Annotated in this window: 21 protein-coding genes; 11 read left to right on the top strand and 10 right to left on the bottom strand. The window is 68.0% G+C overall.

All coding sequences use genetic code 11. From position 1 onward, the window contains the following. Window positions 1–196 precede the first annotated feature (196 nt). Window positions 197–466: an acyl-CoA-binding protein gene (locus ACV22W_RS22330; RefSeq protein ID WP_448021790.1), complete on the bottom strand. Its 270-nt coding sequence runs from the start codon at window positions 464–466 to the stop codon at window positions 197–199. A 146-nt stretch (window positions 467–612) separates the two neighbouring features. Here ACV22W_RS22330 and tsaB point away from each other — a divergent pair, with 146 nt between their 5' ends. Genes tsaB through ACV22W_RS22310 form a run of 4 tightly spaced genes read left to right on the top strand, consistent with a single transcriptional unit; the run spans window position 613 to window position 3,866 of the window. After that, on the top strand, window positions 613–1,380 hold the full coding sequence (tsaB, locus tag ACV22W_RS22325) for a tRNA (adenosine(37)-N6)-threonylcarbamoyltransferase complex dimerization subunit type 1 TsaB (RefSeq protein WP_448021788.1): 768 nt from the start codon (window positions 613–615) through the stop codon (window positions 1,378–1,380). Beyond that, the gene (rimI, locus tag ACV22W_RS22320; RefSeq protein WP_448021786.1) at window positions 1,377–1,877 is read left to right on the top strand and encodes a ribosomal protein S18-alanine N-acetyltransferase; all 501 of its coding nucleotides are present in this window, start codon (window positions 1,377–1,379) and stop codon (window positions 1,875–1,877) included. Before tsaB ends, rimI begins: the two co-directional genes overlap by 4 nt. Next, window positions 1,864–2,910, top strand: a complete 1,047-nt coding sequence (locus ACV22W_RS22315) for a uracil-DNA glycosylase family protein (RefSeq protein WP_448021784.1) — start codon at window positions 1,864–1,866, stop codon at window positions 2,908–2,910. Before rimI ends, ACV22W_RS22315 begins: the two co-directional genes overlap by 14 nt. Next, window positions 2,907–3,866, top strand: coding sequence for a DUF1853 family protein (locus ACV22W_RS22310; protein ID WP_448021782.1), 960 nt, complete (start codon window positions 2,907–2,909; stop codon window positions 3,864–3,866). Before ACV22W_RS22315 ends, ACV22W_RS22310 begins: the two co-directional genes overlap by 4 nt. A gap of 18 nt (window positions 3,867–3,884) precedes the next feature. Here the strand turns inward: ACV22W_RS22310 and thiD are convergent, their stop codons facing one another. Further along, on the bottom strand, window positions 3,885–4,694 hold the full coding sequence (gene thiD, locus ACV22W_RS22305) for a bifunctional hydroxymethylpyrimidine kinase/phosphomethylpyrimidine kinase (protein WP_448021780.1): 810 nt from the start codon (window positions 4,692–4,694) through the stop codon (window positions 3,885–3,887). Between the two features lie 58 nt (window positions 4,695–4,752). Next, complete coding sequence (gene lplT / locus ACV22W_RS22300; protein WP_448021778.1) at window positions 4,753–6,060, bottom strand: lysophospholipid transporter LplT; 1,308 nt, start codon at window positions 6,058–6,060, stop codon at window positions 4,753–4,755. A gap of 218 nt (window positions 6,061–6,278) precedes the next feature. On the opposite strand from lplT, the gene alr reads away from it, so the two are divergent. From alr to ACV22W_RS22285, 3 genes are all read left to right on the top strand, one after another. Further along, a complete protein-coding gene (gene alr / locus ACV22W_RS22295) occupies window positions 6,279–7,349 on the top strand; it encodes an alanine racemase (RefSeq protein ID WP_448021777.1) in 1,071 nt (356 codons plus the stop codon). Between the two features lie 11 nt (window positions 7,350–7,360). After that, window positions 7,361–8,737: a DNA repair protein RadA gene (gene radA, locus ACV22W_RS22290; protein ID WP_044847946.1), complete on the top strand. Its 1,377-nt coding sequence runs from the start codon at window positions 7,361–7,363 to the stop codon at window positions 8,735–8,737. A 149-nt stretch (window positions 8,738–8,886) separates the two neighbouring features. Beyond that, window positions 8,887–9,153 (top strand): DUF2866 domain-containing protein, encoded by a 267-nt coding sequence (locus ACV22W_RS22285; RefSeq protein WP_448021776.1) that lies wholly within the window; start codon window positions 8,887–8,889, stop codon window positions 9,151–9,153. A gap of 191 nt (window positions 9,154–9,344) precedes the next feature. On the opposite strand, the gene ACV22W_RS22280 is transcribed toward ACV22W_RS22285, so the two are convergent. Then, the gene (locus tag ACV22W_RS22280; RefSeq protein ID WP_448021774.1) at window positions 9,345–11,273 is read right to left on the bottom strand and encodes an ATP-binding cassette domain-containing protein; all 1,929 of its coding nucleotides are present in this window, start codon (window positions 11,271–11,273) and stop codon (window positions 9,345–9,347) included. 137 nt (window positions 11,274–11,410) lie between these two features. On the opposite strand from ACV22W_RS22280, the gene ACV22W_RS22275 reads away from it, so the two are divergent. Beyond that, window positions 11,411–11,890 (top strand): glutathione peroxidase, encoded by a 480-nt coding sequence (locus ACV22W_RS22275; protein WP_124622425.1) that lies wholly within the window; start codon window positions 11,411–11,413, stop codon window positions 11,888–11,890. A gap of 119 nt (window positions 11,891–12,009) precedes the next feature. Here the strand turns inward: ACV22W_RS22275 and cls are convergent, their stop codons facing one another. The 6 genes from cls to dapC all read right to left on the bottom strand — a co-directional run bounded on the left by cls (window position 12,010) and on the right by dapC (window position 18,184). Then, window positions 12,010–13,449 carry a cardiolipin synthase gene (cls, locus tag ACV22W_RS22270; RefSeq protein WP_448021772.1) on the bottom strand — a complete coding sequence of 480 codons (1,440 nt, stop codon included), beginning with the start codon at window positions 13,447–13,449 and terminating at the stop codon, window positions 12,010–12,012. A 113-nt stretch (window positions 13,450–13,562) separates the two neighbouring features. Next, complete coding sequence (gene prmB / locus ACV22W_RS22265) at window positions 13,563–14,471, bottom strand: 50S ribosomal protein L3 N(5)-glutamine methyltransferase (RefSeq protein ID WP_059529297.1); 909 nt, start codon at window positions 14,469–14,471, stop codon at window positions 13,563–13,565. Window positions 14,472–14,482: 11 nt separating this feature from the next. After that, on the bottom strand, window positions 14,483–15,622 hold the full coding sequence (gene dapE / locus ACV22W_RS22260) for a succinyl-diaminopimelate desuccinylase (protein WP_448021770.1): 1,140 nt from the start codon (window positions 15,620–15,622) through the stop codon (window positions 14,483–14,485). Between the two features lie 88 nt (window positions 15,623–15,710). Continuing rightward, the gene (locus ACV22W_RS22255; protein WP_044847939.1) at window positions 15,711–16,079 is read right to left on the bottom strand and encodes an ArsC family reductase; all 369 of its coding nucleotides are present in this window, start codon (window positions 16,077–16,079) and stop codon (window positions 15,711–15,713) included. Continuing rightward, window positions 16,079–16,906, bottom strand: a complete 828-nt coding sequence (gene dapD / locus ACV22W_RS22250) for a 2,3,4,5-tetrahydropyridine-2,6-dicarboxylate N-succinyltransferase (protein WP_006478479.1) — start codon at window positions 16,904–16,906, stop codon at window positions 16,079–16,081. The genes ACV22W_RS22255 and dapD overlap by 1 nt, the downstream gene beginning before the upstream one ends. A 45-nt stretch (window positions 16,907–16,951) precedes the next feature. Next, complete coding sequence (dapC, locus tag ACV22W_RS22245; RefSeq protein ID WP_448021768.1) at window positions 16,952–18,184, bottom strand: succinyldiaminopimelate transaminase; 1,233 nt, start codon at window positions 18,182–18,184, stop codon at window positions 16,952–16,954. A 159-nt stretch (window positions 18,185–18,343) separates the two neighbouring features. Between dapC and ACV22W_RS22240 the strand changes: the two genes are divergently transcribed. From ACV22W_RS22240 to ACV22W_RS22230, 3 genes are all read left to right on the top strand, one after another. After that, window positions 18,344–19,285 carry a DMT family transporter gene (locus ACV22W_RS22240; protein WP_448021767.1) on the top strand — a complete coding sequence of 314 codons (942 nt, stop codon included), beginning with the start codon at window positions 18,344–18,346 and terminating at the stop codon, window positions 19,283–19,285. A gap of 139 nt (window positions 19,286–19,424) precedes the next feature. Next, a complete protein-coding gene (smc, locus tag ACV22W_RS22235; protein ID WP_448021765.1) occupies window positions 19,425–22,937 on the top strand; it encodes a chromosome segregation protein SMC in 3,513 nt (1,170 codons plus the stop codon). 85 nt (window positions 22,938–23,022) lie between these two features. After that, window positions 23,023–24,318: a cell division protein ZipA C-terminal FtsZ-binding domain-containing protein gene (locus ACV22W_RS22230; RefSeq protein ID WP_448021763.1), complete on the top strand. Its 1,296-nt coding sequence runs from the start codon at window positions 23,023–23,025 to the stop codon at window positions 24,316–24,318. The last annotated feature ends 37 nt before the right edge of the window (window positions 24,319–24,355 follow it).

The raw sequence follows: 24,355 nt of genomic DNA, 5'->3' as shown, positions 1-24,355 counted from the left end.
CCAGCCTGATAAGTGACGACCGCGAGGGTCGAAGCAGGAGGGGACAGGTTCTAAACCGGATTGGAGCTTAACGCTACGAGGCGTCGGGCCGGAACGGCTTGCGAGCCGAGCGCGGGAGGTGACGCAGCCAGCATTATAAAGAGATTTGCTGCGCTGCGCCACTGATTTGATTGCCTATTGCGGCGGGCAGGGCAGGTCAGGACGCCGTGCCGTTCTTCAGCGATTCGACGAGTTCGATGTATTGCTGCTTCGCCGCATCCTGGGTCGTGCCTTTCAGCGCTTCCCACGCGTCGTACTTGTACTTGCCGACGATATCGGTGAAGCCCGGCTTGTCGCCGTGCGCGTCGCCGTCGGTCGCCTGCTTGAAGAGCGCGTACAGGCGCAGCAGGGTCAGGTTGCCCGGTCGCTCGGTCAGTTGCTTGACGTCGATCTGGGCCTGGTCGAATCGGGCGGTGAGTTCGCTCATCGTGTGTCTCCGTAGGGTTTCAAGTCGGGCGATCTTATCAAGCGCCGTGCCGCGCGGGGTCGAGCGATCCTTCCAAACCGCCGGCCGCGCGGCGCGCGCAATGCGATCGGGTCCGATCGCCCGTGGGAGCGGGGCGCCGCATTACAATGTCGGCCATGACGCAAACAGTGCTCCTCGCCATCGATACGTCGACCGAATACTGCTCGGTCGCGCTGCTGCGCTCGGCTTCGGCCGATGACGCCGTTTCCACCCCGCAAACCTGGATCCGCCACGAACTGACGGGCGCCGTGTCGAGCACGCGCGTGCTGCCGGCCATCCAGGAGCTCTTCGCCGAATCGGGCCTCACGTTCGCCGATTGCGACGCGATTGCGTTCGGCGCGGGCCCCGGCTCGTTCACCGGGCTGCGTACCGCGACCGGCATTACTCAAGGTCTCGCGTTCGGGCGCGGGCTGCCGGTCGTGCCGGTCAGCACGCTGCTCGCGTGCGCCGAGCATGCGCGGCTGCGCGCGCCCGGCACGACGCGCGTGCTGGCCGCGCTCGATGCGCGGATGGACGAAGCGTACTGGGCCGACTTCGCGTGGGACGACCAGGCGGGCGACTGGCGCACGCTGCATCCTGCCTCGCTCGATGCGCCGGGTGACGTCGGTGTGCCCGACGCGCCGTTCACGCTTGCGGGCAACGCGGCGGCCGCATTCGGCACGCAGCTGCCGGCCGCGGCTGCCGCGGCCGTGATCGACGGCGACGCGCTGCCGCACGCGTTGGCGGTGGCGCATGCCGCGCTGCGTGCGTTCCGCGCCGGCCGGACGGTGGCGGCCGACCAGGCTGCACCGGAGTACGTGCGCGACAAGGTCGCGCAGACCACCGCCGAGCGTATCGCGGCCCGCGCCGCGCAGACGGGCGGAGCGAAAGGATGACGGGCGTATTGTTGAGCGACCGCTATCTGTCGCCGATGACGGATACCGATCTCGACGAAGTCGTCGCGATCGAGCAGGTCGCGTACGAATTTCCGTGGAGTCGCGGCAATTTCGAAGATTCGCTGCGCAACGGCTATTTCGGCGTGTGCCTGCGGCACGTGACGGGTGCGCTCGTCGGCTATTGCGTGCTGATGCCGGTCATCGACGAGATGCACCTGCTGAACCTGTGCGTCGCCCCGGCGGCCCAGCAGTCGGGCGCGGGCCTCGCACTGCTGCGCGAAGCCGTGCGCATCTCGCGTGCCGAACGGCTCGACGGCGTGTTGCTCGAGGTGCGGCCGTCCAATCCGCGCGCGATCCATCTGTACGAGCGCTTCGGTTTCGTGACGATCGGCCGGCGCAAGAACTACTATCCGGCGCGGCATCGCAGCCGGGAGGACGCGATCGTGATGCGTCTGACGCTGAACAAGGACGAAGGGGACGTGCATGGCGTGGGCTGAAGCAGCGCTCGAGGAAATGGGGCTCGCGCAAATTTGGATCCGGCGCGGGCAGCGTGCGCAAAGCGATGAAGCGGGCGCAACGCCGACAGCCGCGTCCGGCGCCGGGGACGAGGTATCCGCCGTTGCGAGCGCAACCGTCTCGGCAACGCCTCGGCCGGTCGCGGAACAGCCTCGCGACACGCAGCCACCTGCGACGCGCGCGTTCGCACGTGACGTTACGCCACCGGTCGGCGCAACCGCACGCGATGCGGCACCGGCGGGCGAAGCCGCTTCGGCCGCACGTGTCGCGCGCGATGACGACCGTGCGCCCACCCCGCCCGCACCGGCCGCTGCCGCGGACGACATGCCGCCCGTCACCGAGGACGATTTCGCCTGGTTCGACGCGGCGCCGCCCGGCGATCCGCTGCCGCCGGCCGAATCGCGTCCCGCCGCTACCCCGGTGGCGATGCTCGACTGGGATGCGCTGGCCGCACGCGTCGCCGGCTGCACGAGCTGCCGCCTGTGCGAGAAGCGCACCAATACCGTGTTCGGTGTCGGCGATCGGGAGGCGGACTGGATGCTGATCGGCGAGGCGCCGGGCGAGAACGAGGACAAGCAGGGCGAGCCGTTCGTCGGCCAGGCCGGCAAGCTGCTCGACAACATGCTGCAGTCGCTCGCGCTCAAGCGCGGTGACAACGTCTACATCGCCAACGTGATCAAGTGCCGCCCGCCGGGCAACCGCAATCCGGAACCGGACGAGGTCGCGCGCTGCGAGCCGTACCTGCAGCGCCAGGTCGCGCTCGTGAAGCCGAAGCTGATCGTCGCGCTCGGCCGCTTCGCCGCGCAGACGCTGCTGAAGACGGACGCGAGCATTGCCTCGCTGCGCGGCCGCGTGCACGCGTACGAAGGCGTGCCGGTGATCGTTACCTATCACCCTGCGTACCTGCTGCGCAGTCTGCAGGACAAGTCGAAGGCGTGGGCCGACCTGTGCCTGGCGCGCGATACGTTCCAGCGGGCGGAGGGCGTCGACGCGAACGAGCCGGCCGGACAATGACGCGCGGAGCGGCGTTCGCGTTCGTCGATACGCTGCACGATGCCGCGGTCCGCGATCTGGGCTGGCTTCTGGCGAGCCCGAGCCTGCTCACCGCGGCACCCGGCGCACCGCTCGCGCATCCGTGGTCGGACGCGGTCGAGCGGGTGGCCGTCGAAGCGTGGCTCGTCGCGCTCGACGCTGCGCCGGAGCCGCTGCACAGGGCGCTCGACGGCCAGCGGCCCGTGCGACTCGGCCGCTATGCCGAATGCCTGCTCGAGTATTTCCTCACGCACGGGCCGTCGCTGCGGCTCGTCGCCGCCAATCTGCCGCTGCGCAGCAACGGCAAGACGCTCGGTGAAGTCGATTTCCTCGTCGATGCGCCGGGCGGGCAGCGCCTGCACTGGGAACTCGCGGTGAAGTGCTATCTATGCGCGCCGGTGGACGGCGACGCATCGCTCGCGGATTTCGTCGGACCGAATCTCGTCGACCGCCTCGACCGCAAGCGCAGCCGGTTGCTCGAGCATCAATTGAGGCTGAGCGATCGCCACGGGTTCGCGCTGCTCGGCTACGGCGCGCCGTCCGATGCGCAGATGTTCATCAAGGGCTGGCTGTTCTATCCGCACGGCGTGCCGCTGCCGCCGGTGGCCGCGGAAATCGCGGTCGATCATCCGCGCGGGTTCTGGCTCACGCATGCGCAGTGGCCGGCCTGGGCGGCCGCGCAACCTGGTGGAGCGGCGTGGAACGTGCTGCCGCGGCTGGCGTGGCTCGCGCCGCGGCGGGCGGCGGCGGACGCCGCGCCCGAACCGCTGGCGCAGTCGATCGAGCTACCGTCCGTATTGACGGCGCGCCAGGCGCCTGCGCTGATCGGCGTGCATCGACAGGACAGCGACGGCGTATGGCGGGAGACGGCGCGCGGTTTCATCGTCCCGGACGACTGGCCGGCGCGTGCGCGGGCGTTCGCCGCGCAGGACCACTGACGCCGCGTCAGCCGGCGTTCACCACCAGCGATGGAAGTGATGGACGGGCCCGACGCCGTGGCCGACGTCGAGCTGGCCGCTCGCGGCGATCGCGCCGGTCAGATAGGCCTTCGCTTCGCGCACCGCGCTCTCGAGATCGGGCAGTTGCGGCAGCAGCGCGGCGATCGCCGACGACAGCGTACAGCCGGTGCCGTGCGTGTTGCTGACCGGCACGCGCGCGCCGACGAATCGCACCGTATGCACCGCATCGACGAGCCAGTCGGGGCTCGCGGCCGCGTCGGGCAAATGGCCGCCCTTCATCAGCACGGCGCATGCGCCGGTCTTCAGCAGCGCCCGGCCTTGCCGGACCATCTCGTCTTCGGTCGTCGCGGGCGCATCCCCGAGCAGGGCAGCCGCTTCGGGCAGGTTCGGCGTGACCACGGTCGCGAGCGGCAGCAGCGCTTCGCGCAATGCGTCGACCGCGTCGGGCGCGAGCAGCGTGTGCGAGCTCTTCGAGATCATCACGGTGTCGAGCACGATGAAGCGCGGCGCATGGCGCCGCAGCGCGTCGGCCACCGCGTGCACGATCGCCGCGTTCGCGAGCATGCCGATCTTGACCGCGTCGATGCGGATGTCGTCGAACACCGCGTCGAGCTGCGCGGTCACGAACGCGGCATCCGGCGTGTGCACGCCCGTCACGCCGCGCGTGTTCTGCGCGGTCAGCGCGGTGATCACGCTCGCGCCGTACGCGCCGAGCGCGGAGAAAGTCTTGATGTCGGCCTGGATGCCCGCGCCGCCGCCCGAGTCGGAGCCGGCGATCGTCAGGACGTTGGGTATCGGGTGAGTCATGATGGCGAGGCGCCGGTTCGAAGACCGGCGCCGACGGACGAAAACGGGAAGTGTAGCGTCAGTGCCGCGATTCGCCGATCAGCGCGACCGAGTCGAACTGACGCTGGTTCGCCTGGTGGCGGCGCATCACGAGCCACATCGTCAGGCATACGAACGTGCCGAACAGCACGATCACGACGCCGACCGGCACGTCGAGCCAGACCAGCACCGCATACAGGCACAGCATCACGAGCACCGACAGGTTCTCGTTGAAATTCTGCACCGCGATCGAGTGGCCGGCCGACAGCAGCACGTGGCCGCGATGCTGTAGCAGGGCGTTCATCGGAACCACGAAGTAGCCGGACAGCGCGCCGACGCAGATCAGGAAGATGTACGCGACGATCAGGTATGCCGGCAGGCGCAGGTGGCCGAAGTGCAGGGCCCAGTGCGTCGGGAACAGGTCGCGCGTGTAGAACGCCATCAGCATGACCGCGATGCCCATGATGATGCCGACCGGCAGCACGGTGAGCGACTTCTTCAGCGGTATCCGCGCGGCGGCGGCAATCGCGCCGCCCGCGACACCGACCGCGACCACGGCCTGCAGGATCGCGCCTTCGGACAGCGACATGTTGAGCGAGACTTCGGCCCACTTCAGCACGATGAACTGCAGCGTCGCGCCGGCGCCCCAGAATAGCGTCGTGACAGCGAGCGAGATCTGGCCGAGCTTGTCGCGCCAGAGCACCATGAAGCAGTCGGCGAAGTCGGTGAGGAGCTTGACCGGGCCGCGCTCCTGCTTCGGATAGCGCGCGCCCGTATCGGGGATCCGGAGGTTGAAGATGGCGGCGATCACGTAGATCGCCATGATGATCACCATCGCTGCTTCGGCAGGCGTGGCGATCCAGGCCGGCGTGTGCGCGATCACGTGCGACGCGATGTGCGGGCTGATCAGTGCGCCGCCGAGCACGGTGCCGAGAATGATCGAGCTGACGGTCGTGCCCTCGATCCAGCCGTTCGCGGCGACGAGCCTGTCGGCCGGCAGCAGCTCGGTCAGAATGCCGTATTTCGCGGGCGAGTAGGCCGCGGCGCCGAAGCCGACGATCCCGTACGCGATCAGCGGATGCGCGCCGAACAGCATGATCATGCAGCCGATCACCTTGATCGAGTTGGTGATGAACATCACGCGGCCCTTCGGGCGCGAGTCGGCGAACGCACCGACATACGCCGCCAGCACCACGTAGGACAACACGAAGAACAGCTTGAGCAGCGGTGTCATCCAGTTGGGAGCGTGGAGGTCTTTCAGCAGGGCGATGGCGGCGATGAGAAGCGCATTGTCGGCCAACGACGAGAAAAACTGCGCGGCCATGATGGTGTAAAAACCTTTTTTCATCTGATGCGATGCTTTCGTCGCTGCGGCAGGGCCGCGTAGGCCGCCTGGTATGCGATCGGCTTATTCCGTTCGAAATGGGTTGTGCGCACGGCTTTATAACACGAAAATACGGCAGTTCGGACTAGCAAGATTCCCCGATCGTTCCGCAAATTGTCGGCTTCGGTGCTCAAAAGGCGCGGTAAGCTGATGATTCGCAAGCGTCTTTACGTAAATTTCCCATGCCGCGCCCGATCTCCGCCACCATCCATACCGCCGCTCTCGCGAACAATCTTTCCGTCGTCCGCCGATTTGCCGGCCCGTCCAAGGTCTGGGCGGTCGTCAAGGCCAACGCATACGGCCACGGTCTCGCGCGCGTGTTTCCCGGCCTGCGCGGCACCGACGGCTTCGGCCTGCTCGACCTCGACGAGGCCGTGAAGCTGCGCGAGCTCGGCTGGGCCGGCCCGATCCTGCTGCTCGAGGGGTTCTTCCGCTCGACCGACATCGACGTGATCGACCGCTACAGCCTGACGACCACCGTCCACAACGACGAGCAGATGCGGATGCTGGAAACGGCGCGGCTGTCGAAGCCCGTCAACGTGCAGCTCAAGATGAACAGCGGGATGAACCGGCTCGGCTACGTGCCGGAGAAATACCGCGCGGCGTGGGAGCGCGCCCGTGCGTGCCCCGGCATCGGCCAGATTACGTTGATGACCCATTTTTCCGACGCCGACAATGAGCGGGGCGTGGCCGACCAGCTCGCGACGTTCGAGCGCGGTGCGGAAAACATTGCCGGTGCGCGCAGCCTCGCGAATTCGGCGGCCGTGCTGTGGCATCCGGATACGCACTTCGACTGGGTGCGCCCCGGGATCGTGCTGTATGGCGCATCGCCGTCGGGGCTGTCGACCGACATCGCCGACACGGGCCTGAAGCCCGCGATGACGCTCGCGTCCGAGTTGATCGCCGTGCAGACGATCGCGAAGGGGCAGGCGATCGGTTACGGCTCGACGTTCTCCGCGCCGGCGCAGATGCGCATCGGCGTCGTCGCGTGCGGCTATGCGGACGGCTATCCGCGCGTCGCGCCCGAGGGCACGCCGGTGATCGTCGACGGCATCCGCACGCGGATCGTCGGCCGCGTGTCGATGGACATGATTACCGTCGACCTGACGCCGTGCCCACAGGCCGGCGTCGGCGCGCGGGTCGAGCTGTGGGGCAACGCGCTGCCGATCGACGACGTCGCGCGCCATTGCGGGACCATCGGCTATGAACTGATGTGCGCGGTTGCCGGCCGCGTACCGGTGCGCGCGGAATAAGGGCAGCACGCGTGGCCAAACAGAAAACCGTCTACGTCTGCAGCGAGTGCGGCGGACAGACCCCGAAATGGCAGGGGCAATGCCCGTCGTGCCAGGCCTGGAACACACTCGTCGAATCCGTCGCCGAGTCGCCGGCCGCCCATCGCTTCCAGTCGCTCGCGAAGCGGGCGCCCGTGCAGCGGCTCGTCGACATCGAGGCGGCCGACGTGCCGCGCTTCTCGACCGGCATCGGCGAATTCGACCGCGTGCTGGGCGGCGGCCTGGTGCCGGGCGGTGTCGTGCTGATCGGAGGCGATCCGGGTATCGGCAAGTCGACGCTGTTGCTGCAGTCGCTCGCGGACATCGCCAGCGAGCGTCGTGCACTCTATATCAGCGGCGAGGAATCGGCCGCGCAGATCGCGTTGCGCGCGCAACGGCTCGCGCTGCTCGACGGTGGCGCGCCGGCGGCCGAGCTGAAGCTGCTCGCCGAGATCCAGCTCGAGAAGATCCAGGCCGCGATCGATGCGGAACGGCCGGACGTCGCCGTCATCGACTCGATCCAGACCGTCTATTCCGAAGCGCTGACGTCGGCGCCCGGTTCGGTGGCCCAGGTGCGCGAGTGCGCGGCGCAGCTCACGCGCATCGCGAAGCAGTCCGGCACCGCGATCATCATGGTCGGGCACGTGACGAAGGAGGGCAACCTCGCCGGCCCGCGCGTGCTCGAGCACATCGTCGACACGGTGTTGTACTTCGAAGGCGATACCCATTCGTCGTTCCGGCTCGTGCGCGCGTTCAAGAACCGCTTCGGGGCGGTCAACGAGCTCGGTGTGTTCGCGATGACCGAGCGCGGGCTGCGCGGTGTCGCGAACCCGTCCGCGCTGTTCCTGTCGCAGCACGAGCAGGTCGTGCCGGGTTCCTGCGTGCTCGTCACGCAGGAGGGCACGCGCCCGCTGCTCGTCGAAATCCAGGCGCTCGTCGATACGGCTCACGTGCCGAATCCGCGCCGGCTAGCGGTCGGCCTCGAGCAGAACCGGCTCGCGATGCTGCTCGCGGTGCTGCACCGGCACGCGGGCATCGCGTGTTTCGATCAGGACGTGTTCCTGAACGCGGTGGGCGGCGTGAAGATCACCGAACCGGCCGCCGACCTCGCAGTGCTGCTCGCGATCCATTCGTCGATGCGCAACAAGGCGCTGCCGAAGGGCCTGATCGTGTTCGGCGAAGTGGGGCTGGCGGGCGAGATCCGGCCGTCTCCACGCGGTCAGGAACGGCTGCGCGAGGCGGCGAAGCTCGGTTTCACCGCAGCGCTGATCCCGAAGGCGAACGCGCCGAAACAGCCGATCGAAGGGCTGAACGTGATGGCCGTCGAGCGAATCGAGCAGGCGATCGATCGCGTGCGCGATCTCGAATGACCGTGCGTGGCCGGCAACCGCGCGTGCCGGCCGACCGCGATCTGTCGCGTAATTCGTTGTAAAGAATATGTAGGCTGATGTAACCCGCCGGACATCGCTTTTCCCTATCCTTTCCCGGGTTGTCGAACCGCGCAATGCGAAGGGAACCTATGTTCAAACAGTATGGGGAAACGCCGGGCGGACGCAGTTACAACCTGCGCGGCTGCCGCGTGTCGGAGCCGATCGTTCAGCCGTGGGGCGGCGGATGCCGGATCGTCGAATGGATCGACGACGAAGGGCGCCTCGCGCGCCGGGTCGTGTCCGAGGACGTAACGGAAGCCGAGATCGCCGCGGCGATCCGCCGGCCGACCGAAGGGCGGCGTCATCTGATGGATGACGACGAGCAGTTGCCGCGCGATACGTTGCCGCGGCGTTGAGTGGGCGGCGAGCCGACGGACGGCCGACACGACAACGGCGAACGCGACAATGACGACAAGGCCGGGCCTGGGTGCCCGGCCTTGTCGTTTCCGGGCTCGGCGCAGTCGGGCTGGTGCGTCGGGCGTTGACGCATCCCGGGGATGCCGCGCGTGGGCGATGAAGCGATCGGCCGACGGCGCCCGGGCTGTGGTCAGCCGATCTGCTCGAGCTCTTCCTGCACGGCGAGCCAGTCCGCCTCGACCGTTTCGAGCCGGGTATTGACCTCACCGAGCTTGCGGATCGCGTCGGTCAATTCCGTCTTGCGTGCGGCCTCGTAGCTCGCCGGATCGGCGACGAACGCGTCGAGGCGCGCCTTCTCCGCGTGCAGCGTTTCCATTTCCTTTTCGAGCTTCGTGATGCGGTTCTGCAGAGGCTTCTTCAACTGCGACAGCCGCTGGCGCTCCTCGGCCGCCTGACGTTTCTGATCCTTGCGGTTGACGCCCGGATCCACGCCCGCTGCCACGCTGTCGGCCTTCGCGGCCGCGCGCTGCTCGGCCGCATGTTGCAACAGCCAGTCGCGGTAATCGTCGAGATCGCCGTCGAACGGCTGCAGACGGTGTTTCGCGACGAGCATGAACTGGTCGGTGGTCGCGCGCAGCAGGTGGCGGTCGTGCGAGACGAGGATCAGCGTGCCTTCGAACTGCGCGAGCGCCATCGTCAGCGCGTGACGCGTTTCGAGGTCGAGGTGATTGGTCGGTTCGTCGAGCAGCAGCAGGTTCGGCTTCTGCCAGATGATCAGCGCGAGCGCGAGCCGCGCTTTCTCACCGCCCGAAAACGGGCCGACCGGGCTCGTCGCCATGTCGCCCGAGAAATTGAAGCCGCCGAGGAAGTCGCGCAGTTCCTGCTCACGCGTTTCGGGGGCGAGCCGTGCGAGATGCGCGAGCGGCGAATCGTCCTCGCGCAGTGTTTCGAGCTGGTGCTGCGCGAAATAGCCGATCGTCAGCCCCTTGCCGTCGCGCACGTGGCCCGACAGCGGCGCGAGCGTGCCGGCCAGCGTCTTGATCAGCGTCGACTTGCCCTGGCCGTTCGCGCCGAGCAGGCCGATGCGCTGGCCGTTCTGGATCGACAGCGCCACGCGTTCGACGATCGGGATGTCCGTGCCGTCGTCGGCATGGTAGCCGCAGCGGACGTCCTCCATCACCATCATCGGATTCGGCGCGGCGTCGGGTGTGCGGAACTCGAAGGTGAACGGCGACGCGATGTGCGCCGGCGCGATCAGCTCCATCTTCTCGAGCGCCTTCATCCGGCTTTGCGCCTGCTTGGCCTTCGTCGCCTTGGCCTTGAAGCGGTCGACGAAGCTCTGCAGGTGCTCGATCGTTTTCTGCTGCTTTTCGTATGCGCTTTGCTGCAGCGCCAGTTGCTGCGCACGCAGCACTTCGAACTGCGAGTAATTGCCGCCGTAGCGCTTCACCTGGCGATTTTCCAGATGGAGCGTGACGTTGCAGATCGAGTCGAGGAATTCGCGGTCGTGCGAGATCACGACGAGCGTGCCGGCGTAGCGGTGCAGCCAGTCCTCGAGCCAGACGATCGCGTCGAGGTCGAGGTGGTTGGTCGGTTCGTCGAGCAGCAGCAGGTCGGAGCGGCACATCAGTGCCTGCGCGAGGTTCAGCCGCATGCGCCAGCCGCCGGAGAAGCTGGCGACCGATTCGCGCGTCTGCGCGAGCGTGAAGCCCAGGCCGAGCAGCAGCGCTTCGGCGCGCGCGGGCGCGGTATAGCCGTCGGCGTCGGCGAAGGCCGCATGTGCGTCGGCCTCGGCCGCGCCGTCATGCGCGGCCGAGGCGGCGGCGATACGCGCTTCGATCTCGCGCAGCGCGGTGTCGCCGTCGAGCGTGTAGTCGAGCGCCGAGCGATCGACGGCGGGCGTTTCCTGCGACACGTGGGCGATCCGCCACGACGGCGGCATCGCGAAATCGCCCGCGTCGGAATGCAGCTCGCCGCGCAGGACCGAGAACAGCGTCGATTTGCCGGCGCCGTTTGCGCCGATCAGGCCGGCCTTTTCGCCGGGATTGAGCACGAACGAGGCCGACTCGAACAGCGGCTTGGTGCCGCGCGCAAGGCTGAACTGATTGAAACGGATCACGGCGGGAATGACTGACCAAAACCGCTATTCTAGACTGCGCGCGCGTCGCCCCGGATATCGGCCGTTCGGCAGGTGCCGCAACGGCGCGATTTGGCCTAGACTCCACGTCGATCCGGTTTCGTAAAAGGAGTGCACCGATGTCCACCCTGTATTCGTTCAGCGCAGAGACGCTCGCCGGTGAGCCGGCGTCGCTCGATGCGTACCGCGGCAAGGTGTTGCTGATCGTCAATACCGCGAGCGAGTGCGGTTTCACGCCGCAGTATGCGGGCCTGCAGAAGCTGTACGACCAGTACGCGGCGCGCGGTTTCTTCGTGCTCGGCTTTCCGTGCAACCAGTTCGGCAAGCAGGAGCCGGGCGACGCCACGCAGATCGGCGCATTCTGCGAGCGCAACTACGGCGTCACGTTCCCGATGTTCGCGAAGATCGACGTGAAGGGCGACCACGCGCATCCGCTGTACCGCTACCTGACCGACGAGGCGCCCGGCATCCTCGGCCTCAAGGCGATCAAGTGGAATTTCACGAAATTCCTGATCGACCGTGACGGGCGGATCGTCAAGCGCTACGCGCCGTCGACCAAGCCCGAGGAAATCGCCGCGGATATCGACAAGCTGTTGTAACGCCCTGAAGCGGCGGGCGGGTTGTCAGGACCGAGCGGGCAGTGGCCACGACGCCGAGCGAACGCGGTGAGAGCGTGTGCCGTTATCCGGGCGGCGCAGGTTTCGCGCTCGCGCGGCCGCTACAGGATCGGTGCGAACAGGCGCGCAATGTGCATCGCGATGCGTCGCCACGCGGGCGAGTGCCGATACTCGTTCGCATCGACTTCGTAGGCTTGCGCGAAATCGGCGTCGAGCATGGCCTCCACCTCGTCGGCGAACGTGCGATCGACGGTCAGCACCATGATTTCGAAGTTGAGCCGGAACGAGCGGTTGTCGAGATTCGCGCTGCCGATCGCGGCGGCGACGCGGTCGATCAGTACGACCTTCTGATGCAGGAAGCCGGGCCGGTAGCGGAACACCTTGACGCCCGCGTCGACGAGATCGCGCGCATAGAGCCTGGACGCCTCGAACACGACGTAGTGGTCGCGCCGGCTCGGGATCAGGATGCGCACGTCGACACCGCGCATCACCGCGAGCTTCAGCGCGGCGATCACCGCTTCGTCGGGCACGAGATACGGCGTCGTGATCCAGACCCGTTCGCGCGCGGCGTTGATCGCCTCGACGAAGAACAGCGAGCCGGTTTCCTGTTTGTCTGCCGGCCCCATCGGCACGGCGAGGCAATGCATCGCGTCGTCAGACAGCGCTTCCGGCGGCGGGGCGAGCGTCGGCAGCCGCTGTGTGGCCCAGTGCCAGTCTTCGGCGAACACGTTCTGAACGCTGGCCACCACCGGGCCGCGGATCTCGATATGGGTGTCGCGCCACGGCGACAGGCGCCGGTTCGCGCCAAGATATTCGACGCCGACGTTGAGGCCGCCGACGAACGCGCGATTGCCGTCGACGACGACGATCTTGCGATGGTTGCGGAAGTTGAGCTGGAAGCGGTTGACGAACTTGCGGTGGGTCGCGAACGGATGAACCTCGACGCCGCCGCGGCGCAGCGTGTCGACATAGCTGTGCGGCAGGTCGAAGCTACCGATGCTGTCGTACAGCAAGTAGCAGCGCACGCCGGCCGCCGCGCGGGCGAGCAGCGCGTCGCGCAGCATCTGGCCGAGCGCGTCGTCGCGCACGATGAAGAACTGGACGATTACGTAGTCGCGAGCGGCGTCGATCGCCGACAGGATCGCCGAAAAGGCTGCATCGCCGTTCACGAGCGTGCGCACCGCATTGCCGCCGACGAACGGCATGCCGCCCAGCCGCGTGAGCGCGAGCACGGCGGCCCGGCCGATCGCGTCGGCGGCCGGCCCATCGGTTGCGTCCGCATCGGGCCACGGCGCGCGCGGCGTGTGCGTGCGCAGCGCTTCCATCTCGTGGCGCCGTGCGTCGACGTAGCCCGAGAACTTGCTGCGGCCGAGGAACAGATACGGGATGAGCGTCAGGTACGGCATCGCGGCGAGCGACACGGCCCACGCGATCGCGCCTTGCGACGTGCGCGTGTTCAGGATCGCGTGACACGCCGCGATGATCCCGAGCACGTGGATGGCCAGGATCAGAGTGCCGAGATGTAGCCAGTCGAGGGTCATGGGCGCGTGGCGGACTCCTGAAGTCGTGCGGCGCGACGGCCGCTTACGCGCATCTTACCGAACCATGCGGGACTGCGGTGTGCCTTGCCGCACGGTTCGGTCGCGACGTGCCGTCAGGCTTTGCGCGGCAGGTCCGACGCCTGGATCAGGAACACGGCGTCGTCGCCCGCGCTGGTGGGCAGCCACGTGAGCTCGAGGCCGCCGAACGCGGCTTCGACATGCTCGCGCTCGTTGCCGATCTCGACGACGAGCACGCCGTCGTCGTGCAGCCACTTGTGGGCTTGCCCGATGATGCGCCGCACGATGTCCATGCCGTCGTCGCCGCCCGCGAGCGCCATCTCCGGCTCGTGCCGGTATTCGGGCGGGAGGGCCGCCATCGACGTTGCGTTCACGTACGGCGGGTTCGTCAGGATCACGTCGTAGCGCGTATCGGGTTCGGCGCGGAATGCGGGCAGCGGGGCGTAGAGGTCGCCGTGATGCAGCGTGATGCGATCGTCGAGGCCATAGTCGTGCACGTTGATCCTGGCGACTTCGAGTGCTTTCTCGGACAGGTCGACCGCGTCGATCTCGGCATTCGGGAACGCGCTGGCCGCGAGGATCGCGAGGCAGCCGGAGCCGGTGCACAGCTCGAGCACCGCGCCGACCTGTTCGGGATCGGCGACATACGGCTGCAGCCCGTCGTCGAGCAGTTCGCCGATGAACGAGCGCGGCACGATCACGCGCTCGTCGACGTAGAAGCGGTGACCGTGCATCCACGCTTCATGCGTGAGATACGCGGCCGGCACGCGGTCGGTCGCGCGTCGTTCGATCACCGCGAGCACGGCCGCGATTTCGTCCGGCAACAGGCGAGCGTCGAGGAACGGCTCGAGCGTGTCGAGCGGCAGGTCGAGCGTGTGCAGCACGAGGTAGGCGGCTTCGTCGTACGCATTGTCCGAGCCGTGGCCGAACGCGAGCTTCGCCTTCGAGAAGCGCGTGACCGCATAGCGCAGCAGGTCGCGAACGGTTGCAAAAGGTGTCGTCATGCGAGGCTCCGTCAGGCAATCAGTTGTTCGAGCACGCGGCGGTACACGTTCTTCAGCGGGTCGACGAAGCGCACGTCGATGTGTTCGTCGATCTTGTGGATGCTGCCGTTCGGCGGGCCGAACTCGATCACCTGCGGGCAGATGCGCGCGATGAAGCGCCCGTCGGACGTGCCGCCCGTCGTCGACAGTTCGGTCGTGAGGCCGGTTTCGGCGCGGATCGCGTTCTCCAGCGCGTTCGACAGGTCGCCGCGCGGCGTGAGGAACGGCAGGCCGCTCACCGACCACTTCAGCGTGTACTCGAGGCCGTGCTTGTCGAGGATCGCATGCACGCGTGCCTGCAGGCCCTCGACGGTGCTCGCCGTCGAAAAGCGGAAGTTGAACATCAGGTCCGCATGGCCGGGGATCACGTTGGTCGCGCCGGTGCCCGCATGCAGGTTCGACACCTGCCAGGTGGTCGGCGGGAAGTATTCGTTGCCTTCGTCCCACTGTTCGGCGGCGAGCTCGGCGAGCGCCGGCGCGAGCAGGTGGATCGGGTTCTTCGCGAGGTGCGGGTATGCGATGTGGCCCTGCACGCCCTTGACGATCAGTTCGCCCGACATCGAGCCGCGTCGGCCGTTCTTCACGACGTCGCCGAGTTCGGCGGTCGACGTCGGTTCGCCGACGATGCAGTAGTCGAGGCGTTCGCCGCGTGCTTCGAGCAGCTCGACGACCTTCACGGTGCCGTCGGTGGCCGGGCCTTCCTCGTCGCTCGTGATCAGGAACGCGATCGCGCCGCGATGACCGGGGTGGGCCGCGACGAATTCCTCGGAGGCGACGACGAACGCTGCGAGCGAGGTCTTCATGTCGGCCGCGCCGCGGCCGTACAGTTTGCCGTCGCGATGCGCGGGAATGAACGGCGGCGAGGTCCACTGCTCGAGCGGGCCGGTCGGCACGACGTCGGTGTGGCCCGCGAACGCGAGCAGCTTGCCGTCGCGGCCGCCGGTGCCGCGCTTGACGGCCCACAGGTTGGTCACGCCGTGCGACGCGACGGTCTCGCATTCGAAGCCGAGCGCGGCGAGGCGCTCGGTCATGATCTGCTGGCAATGCTGGTCGTCGGGCGTGACGGACGCGCGGGCGATCAGCTGTTCGGTAAGGGCTAGGGTGGCGGACATGGTTCGGACCACTTTCGATAAAAAATGCCGGCGCGGTGGCCGGCAGCGATGGGGCGTCGTGCGCGACGCGGGCGCAGCGCGGGCGGCCCTAGGCGGCAAACAGCGCCGCGTACTGATCGGCCACGAAACCGAGCGATTTCACGCGGCCGTTGACGACGAGCACGGGGCGCTTGATGACCGACGGCTTGTGGATCATCAGCGCGACCGCGCCGGACTTCGTTTCCGCGGCCGCCTTCATGGCGTCGTCCAGGCCGCGCCACGTCGTGCCGCGCTTGTTCACGAGCGCGTCGAGCGACACGTCCTTCAGCCAGTCCTCGACGAGCGGTGCGCTGACGCCGAGCTTCTTGAAGTCGTGAAACTCGAACTCGACGCCGTGATCGTCGAGCCACACGCGGGCCTTCTTCACGGTGTCGCAGTTCGGAATGCCGTAGACGACCACGGTGCGCGGCTTGGCCATCAGTCGCCTCGCAGCAGCTCGTTCAGGCCGACCTTCGCGCGAGTCTTCGCGTCGACCTTCTTCACGATCACCGCGCAGTACAGGCTGTGCGAGCCGTCCTTCGACGGCAGGTTGCCGGCGACGACGACCGAGCCGGCCGGGATGCGGCCGTAGCTGACTTCACCCGTTTCGCGATCGTAGATCTTCGTGCTCTGGCCGAGGTACACGCCCATCGAGATCACCGAGTTCTCCTCGACGATCACGCCTTCGACGACTTCCGAGCGCGCGCCGATGAAGCAGTTGTCTTCGATGATGACGGGGTTCGCCTGCAGCGGCTCGAGCACGCCGCCGATGCCGACACCGCCCGACAGGTGCACGTTCTTGCCGATCTGCGCGCACGAGCCGACCGTGGCCCACGTGTCGACCATCGTGCCTTCGTCGACGTACGCGCCGATGTTGGTGTACGACGGCATCAGCACGACGTTCTTCGCGATGAACGAGCCGCGGCGCGCGATGGCCGGCGGCACGACGCGGAAGCCGCCCGCGGCGAAGTCTTCGGCCGTGTAGTTCGCGAACTTCGACGGCACCTTGTCGTAGAACTGCGAGTAGCCGCCGGCCGGCATCGGTGCGTTGTCCTCCAGGCGGAACGACAGCAGCACGGCCTTCTTCAGCCACTGGTGCACGGTCCAGTTGCCGTCGATCTTCTCGGCGACGCGCAGTGCACCCTTGTCGAGTTGCTCGATCGCGTGAGCGACGGCTTCGCGGACGTCGGCGGGCGCGGCCTTCGGCGACAGCTCGGCGCGGTTTTCCCAGGCGGTATCGATGATTTGCTGAAGTTGTTGCGACATGTTCGTTTTCGCAGGAGATGAATGGAATTGATCGGGATGGACGTCTTACCGCGCGAGAGCCCGGCAGAAATCGACGATGCGTTGCGCGCCCTCGACGCATTCGGGGGTGCCCGCGACGAGCGCGATCCGGATGAAATCGCGGCCCGGATTCGTGCCGTGCGCATCGCGCGCCAGGTACGAGCCGGGCAGAACCGTCACATTATAGTCGGCGTACAGGCGGCGGGCGAACTCGGTATCCGACAGGCCGGTGCGCGCGACATTGGCCCACAGGTAGAACGCGGCGTCGGGCAGCTTCACGTCGATCACGTCGGCCAGCATCGGCGTGACCGTGCTGAACTTCTGCAGGTACAGCGCGCGGTTCTCGCGCACGTGCGCCTCGTCGTTCCACGCGGCGATGCTCGCGTGCTGCCAGACCGGCGACAGCGCGGCGCCGTGATACGTGCGGTAGAGCAGGAATTTCTTCAGCAGCGCGGCGTCGCCGGCGACGAAGCCCGAGCGCATGCCCGGCACGTTCGAGCGCTTCGACAGGCTCGACAGCATCACGAGCCGCTCGAAGCCGCGACCGAGGCGGTGCGCGGCCTCGAGGCCGCCGAGCGGCGGCGCCGCTTCGTCGAAGTAGATCTCCGAATAGCACTCGTCGGATGCGATCACGAAGCCGTGGCGGTCGGACAGCGCGAACAGCTCGCGCCAGTCGTCGAGCGTCAGCACCGCGCCCGTCGGGTTGCCCGGCGAGCACACGTACAGCAGTTGGGTGCGCGCCCAGACTTCTTCGGGCACGGCCGTGTAGTCGCACGCGAAGTTGCGCGCCGGGTCACTGTTCGCGAAATAGGGTTCGGCACCGGCCAGGAGCGCCGCGCCTTCGTAAATTTGATAGAACGGATTCGGACAGAGTACGATCGCTTTCTCGCCGTCCGCGGTCGGGCGCGCGTCGATCACCGTCTGCGCGAGCGAGAACAGCGCCTCGCGCGACCCCGACACGGGCAGCACCTGCGTGGCCGGGTCGATCGCCGGCAGCCCGTAGCGGCGCTCCAGCCAGTGCGCGATCGACGTGCGCAACGCGTCCGAGCCGGCCGTGGCCGGATACGACGCGAGGCCGTCGAGCGAAGCCACCACGGCGTCGCGGATCAGCGCCGGAGTCGGGTGCTTGGGCTCGCCGATGCCGAAGCTGATCGGTTTCAGGCCGGCGGAGGGCGTCACGTCCTTGAACAGGGCGCGCAGCTTTTCGAAGGGATAGGGCTGGAGCGAGTCGAGTCGAGGGTTCACGGGCGAAGCGGCCATCGCGGCCGGTTGGAGCGAAAGGGGCGGCGCGGGTGCCGCACGGCTGCGAGCGGGCGCCGTCGGCGCGCGGGTCGCAACGGACGATTATAGCGTGATGCAATGCGGTCACGGCCCGCCGGAACGGCGGCCGGGCCGGTCGAATAAAGGGTATCGAACCAAATGAATAACGCGGTACGCGGCAGCCTGCCGACGCTGGCCATCCTGATCGGCGCGTCGGTATGGGGCCTGATCTGGTATCCGCTGCGGATCCTCGCGTCGCTCGGGCTCACCGGCACGCTGGCGAGCGCGCTGACGAGCGCCGTTGCTTTCCTGTTCGTGGTGGTCGTGCGGCACCGCACGATCGCCACGCTGCGCTGGCACTGGGTGCTGCCGGGCATCGCGATCACGGCGGGCGTGACGAACCTCGGCTTCGTGTGGGGCACGATCCACGGCGAAGTGCTGCGCGTGATGCTGCTGTTCTACCTGACGCCCGCCTGGACCGCGATTTACGCGCATTTCCTGCTGCGCGAGCGGCTGACCTGGGCCGGCGTGGGGCTTGCGGCGCTGTCGATCGGCGGCGCGATGCTGATGCTGTGGTCGCCGAAGCTCGGCATGCCGCTGCCGGCCAATCCGGCCGAATGGGCGGGGCTCGCGGCCGGCCTGAGCTTCGCGATGAGCAACGTGCTCGTGATCAAGGCGAGCCGCGAGCTGCCGGACATGCGCGCCGAAATGCGCACGGCGACGCTGTTCGGCGGCGCGGCGGTGTTCGGCGCGATCGCATCGCTGTTCGAGGGGCTGCCGACCGCACCGGCGGGCGGCCAGCTCGGCGTCGCCGCGCTGATCGTCGCCGCGATCGGCGTGACGATGGCGGCGAACAACCTGCTCGTGCAATATGGCCTCGCGCGCGTGCCGGCGAACCGCGCGTCGATCATCATGCTGTTCGAGATCGTGATCACCGCGCTGTCCGCGTGGGTGTTCGCGAACGAACTGCCGACGGCGCGCGAGTGGGCGGGCGGCGCATGCATCGTGCTGGCGACGCTGCTGTCGAGCCGGGTCCATCGTGCCGCGCCGGCATCGGGCAAACCCGGCGACGGGCGGGACGGCGCACGCGCGATGGTATGATGGAAGCCGTTTGCGGGGCCCAACGCTGGATGCGCGCGGCCCCGCTTTTGAATTCCGGGGCGCATCGCGCGCACGGGCCGTCCGGCCCCGCGCGTCGCGGCCCCGTCCGTTTCACACCTTCTTCACATCCGATACCGCCGTGCGTCTGAGCTCGATCAAACTCGCTGGCTTCAAATCCTTTGTCGATCCCACGCATTTCCAGGTTCCGGGCCAGCTTGTCGGCGTGGTGGGCCCGAACGGGTGCGGCAAGTCCAACATCATCGATGCCGTGCGCTGGGTGCTCGGCGAGTCGCGCGCGTCCGAGCTGCGCGGCGAGTCGATGCAGGACGTGATCTTCAACGGCTCGACCGCACGCAAGCCCGGCAGCCGGGCCAGCGTCGAACTGATCTTCGACAACTCCGACGGCCGCGCGGCCGGGCAGTGGGGCCAGTACGGCGAGATCGCCGTGAAGCGCGTGCTGACGCGCGACGGCACGTCGAGCTACTACATCAACAACCTGCCGGCGCGCCGCCGCGACATCCAGGACATCTTCCTCGGCACGGGCCTCGGCCCGCGCGCGTACGCGATCATCGGCCAGGGCATGATCGCGCGGATCATCGAGGCGAAGCCGGAAGAGCTGCGCGTGTTCCTCGAGGAAGCCGCGGGCGTGTCGAAGTACAAGGAGCGCCGCCGCGAGACGGAGAACCGCCTGCACGACACGCGCGAGAACCTGACGCGCGTCGAGGACATCGTCCGCGAGCTCGGCGCGAACCTCGAGAAGCTCGAGGCGCAGGCCGTCGTCGCGACCAAATACAAGGAACTCGTCGCCGACGGCGAGGAGAAGCAGCGCCTGTTGTGGCTGCTGCGCAAGAACGAGGCCGCGAGCGAGCAGCAGAAGCAGCAGCGCGCGATCGAGCAGGCGCAGATCGACCTCGAGGCGCAGACGGCAAAACTGCGCGAGGTCGAGTCGCAGCTCGAGACGTTGCGGGTCGCGCATTATTCGGCGAGCGACGCGATGCAGGGCGCGCAGGGTGCGCTCTACGAGGCGAACGCCGAAGTGAGCCGCCTCGAGGCCGAGATCAAGTTCATCGTCGAATCGCGCAATCGCGTGCAGGCGCAGATCGCCGCGCTGAACGCGCAGCGCGAGCAATGGCGCGCGCAGGCCGAGAAGGCGCAGGACGAGCTCGAGGAAGCCGAAGAGGCGCGGGCGATGGCCGACGAGAAGGCCGCGCTCGCTGAAGACAACGCGGCCGCGAAGCACGACGCGCTGCCGGCGCTCGAGGCGAAATGGCGCGATGCGCAGGCGCAGCTCAACGACGAACGCGCGCGGATCGCGCAGACCGAACAGTCATTGAAGCTCGAGGCGGCGCACCAGCGCAATGCCGACCAGCAGCTCCAGCAGCTTCAGCAGCGGCACGAACGCCTGAAGTCCGAGGCGGGCGGGCTCGACGCACCGGACGAAGCGCAGCTCGAGGAGTTGCGCATGCAGCTCGCCGAGCAGGAAGAGATCCTCGCCGAAGCCCAGGCACGCCTCACCGATGCGCAGGACGCGCTGCCGCGCCTCGACGGCGAACGCCGCGCCGCGCAGGAGCGCGTGCAGGCCGAAAGCGCGCAGATCCACCAGCTCGAGGCGCGGCTCGCCGCGCTCAAGCAGTTGCAGGAGAACGTACAGACCGAAGGCAAGATCCAGCCGTGGCTCGACAAGCACGAGCTCGGCGCGCTGCCGCGTCTCTGGAAGAAGCTGCACGTCGAGGCGGGCTGGGAAGCGGCACTCGAGGCCGTGCTGCGCGAGCGCCTGGCTGCGCTCGAAGTGTCGAATCTCGACTGGGTGAAGGCGTTCGCGACCGACGCGCCGCCCGCGAAGCTCGCGTTCTACGCGCCACCCGCGGCCGGTGAACCGCCGGCCGCCGCGGCCGGGCTGCGCCCGGTGCTGTCGCTCGTACGCATCGACGATGCGGGCATCCGTGCGGTGCTGAACGACTGGCTCGGCAACGTGTACGTCGCCGACGACGTCGCGCAGGCGCTCGCGACGCGCGCGCAACTGCCGGCAGGCGGCGCGTTCGTCGTCAAGGCCGGCCACATCGTCACGCGTGTCGGCGTGCAGCTGTACGCGGCCGATTCGGAGCAGGCCGGGATGCTGGCTCGCCAGCAGGAAATCGAGAACCTGACGCGCCAGGTGCGCGCGCAGGCGCTGCTCGCCGACGAGGCCCGCACCGCCGCCGTGCGGGCGGAGGCCGCGCACACGCAGGCCACGCAGGCGCTCGGCGACGTGCGCGCGCAGGCCGAACGCGCGACGCAGCGCGTGCACGCACTGCAGATGGACGTGCTCAAGCTCGCGCAGGCGCATGAGCGCTACACGCAGCGCAGCACGCAGATCCGCGAGGAGCTCGAGGAAATCGGCGCGCAGATCGACGAGCAGCGCGCGCTGCGCGCGGAATCGGAAGCGAACTTCGAGCGTTTCGACGGCGAACTCGCGGAACTGCAGGCGCGCTTCGAGGACAACCAGCTCGCATTCGAGGCGCTCGACGAATCGCTGACGCAGGCGCGCCAGGAAGCGCGCGATCTCGAGCGCGGCGCGAACGACGCACGCTTCGCCGCGCGCAACGCGGTCACGCGGATCGACGAGCTCAAGCGCAGCATCCAGGTCGCGCACGAGCAGAGCGAGCGCGTCGCCGCGTCGCTGGAAGACGCGCGCGCCGAACTCGAAACGATCAACGAGCAGACCGCACACACGGGCCTGCAGGACGCGCTCGAAATTCGCGCGGTGAAGGAAGAGGCACTGCAGGCCGCGCGGATCGAACTCGACGACCTGACGGCAAAGCTGCGTGCCTCGGACGAGCAGCGTCTCGTTGCCGAGCGTTCGCTGCAGCCGTTGCGCGACCGCATCACCGAGCTGCAGTTGAAGGAGCAGGCCGCGCGCCTGTCCGTCGAGCAGTTTGCCGAGCAGCTCGCGGCGGCCGAAGTCGACGAGCAAGCGCTGTGCGAGAAGCTGACGCCGGACCTGAAACCGTCGTACCTGCAGGGCGAGGTCACGCGCCTGAACAACGCGATCAACGCGCTGGGTCCGGTCAACATGGCCGCGCTCGACGAGCTGAAGGCCGCGAGCGAGCGCAAGGTGTTCCTCGATGCGCAGTCGGCCGACTTGACCGACGCGATCACGACGCTCGAGGATGCGATCCACAAGATCGACCAGGAAACCCGCACGCTGCTGCAGGGCACCTTCGACGAGGTCAATCGTCACTTCAGCGACCTGTTCCCGCGCCTGTTCGGCGGCGGCCAGGCGAAGCTGATCATGACGGGCGACGAGATTCTCGATGCGGGCGTGCAGGTGATGGCGCAGCCGCCGGGCAAGAAGAACGCGACCATCCACCTGCTGTCGGGCGGCGAAAAGGCGCTGACCGCCACCGCACTGGTGTTCGCGATGTTCCAGCTGAACCCGGCACCGTTCTGTCTGCTCGACGAGGTCGACGCGCCGCTCGACGACGCGAACACCGAGCGTTTCGCGAATCTCGTGCGCGCGATGTCCGACAAGACGCAGTTCCTCTTCATCTCGCACAACAAGATCGCGATGGAGATGGCGCAGCAGCTGATCGGCGTGACGATGCAAGAGCAGGGCGTGTCGCGGATCGTCGCGGTGGACATGGAGACCGCCGCGGGTTTTGCCCAGAATTGACGTTTGACGAAACCGGACCGCGTTCGCGCGGCGCATGGGCGCCCGTTCGCGAGTCCGACGAACCAGAATTGCTGATGGAGCGTGCATGGACGAGTTGACACTCGGATTGATCGGCGCGGGCGCCGTCGTGGTGGGCGGCGTCGTGGTCTACAACGCGTGGCAGGGCGCGAAGGTGCGGCGCAGGATGCCGCGCCCGATGCCGGAAGAGACGGCCGAGGCGATGAATCGCCCCGAGCGCGACGAAGAGCTGCCGTTCATCGAGCCGGTGCGCCAGCCCGTGCGCCGCGAATCCGCCGCGCCGGCACCGGCCGCCGCTGCAGCGAGCACATCGGCCGACGCCGCGCGCGTCGAGCCGACCTTCGGTGGCGTGGCGCCTGCCGACACGCCGGCCGACCTGCAGGCCGAGGCCACCGGCGTCGACGCGCCGTCGGCGTCGGCCGAGTCGGCCGAGCAGGCCGTCGACGAAGGTGCGGTCGCCGCCACGCAGGAAGCACCCGGCGCCGATGCATCGAACGAACCGGCTGAACCCGTGCTGCCCGCCGCGACGACGATTTCGTCGGCGCCACCCGCGATCGTCGACCGCCGGATCGACTGCATCGTGCCGATCCGCCTCGGCGCGCCGCTGCCGGGCGACAAGATCCTGCCGGTTGCGCAGCGGCTGCGCCGCGCGGGCAGCAAGCCCGTGCATATCGAGGGCAAGCCGGAAGGCGGCCAGTGGGAACTGCTGCAGAACGGCGTGCGCTATGAAGAGCTGCGTGCCGCCGCCCAGCTCGCGAACCGCAGCGGCGCGCTGAACGAACTCGAATTCTCCGAATTCGTGACGGGCGTCCAGCAATTCGCCGACGCGATCGACGGCGCACCGGAATTCCCGGACATGATGGAGACGGTCGCGATGGCGCGCGAACTCGACGGCTTTGCCGCGCAGTGCGACGCGCAGTTGTCGATCAACGTGATGTCGGACGGCGCGCCGTGGTCGGCGAACTACGTGCAGGCCGTCGCTTCCCAGGACGGGCTGCTGCTGTCGCGCGACGGCACGCGCTTCGTGAAGCTCGACGCGAAGCAGAACCCCGTGTTCATGCTGCAGTTCGGCGACACGAACTTCCTGCGTGACGACCTGACCTACAAGGGCGGCAACATGATCACGCTGGTGCTCGACGTGCCGGTTGCCGAAGAGGACATCCTGCCGTTCCGGCTGATGTGCGACTACGCGAAGTCGCTGTCCGAGCGCATCGGAGCGCGGGTCGTCGACGATTCGCGCCGGCCGCTGCCGGAATCGACGCTGGTGGCGATCGACCAGCAACTCATGAAGCTGTACGCGAAGCTCGAGGAAGCGGGCATCCCGGCCGGTTCGCCGGTCACGCGTCGCCTCTTCAGTCAGTAACGCGTTTCACGGGCGACGGCCTGCGGTGCCGTCGCCC

The sequence above is a fragment of the Burkholderia sp. AW49-1 genome, assembly GCF_053427845.1.
Note: the sequence above shows the minus strand (reverse complement) of the source record. Positions and strands in the feature narration are given on the sequence as shown.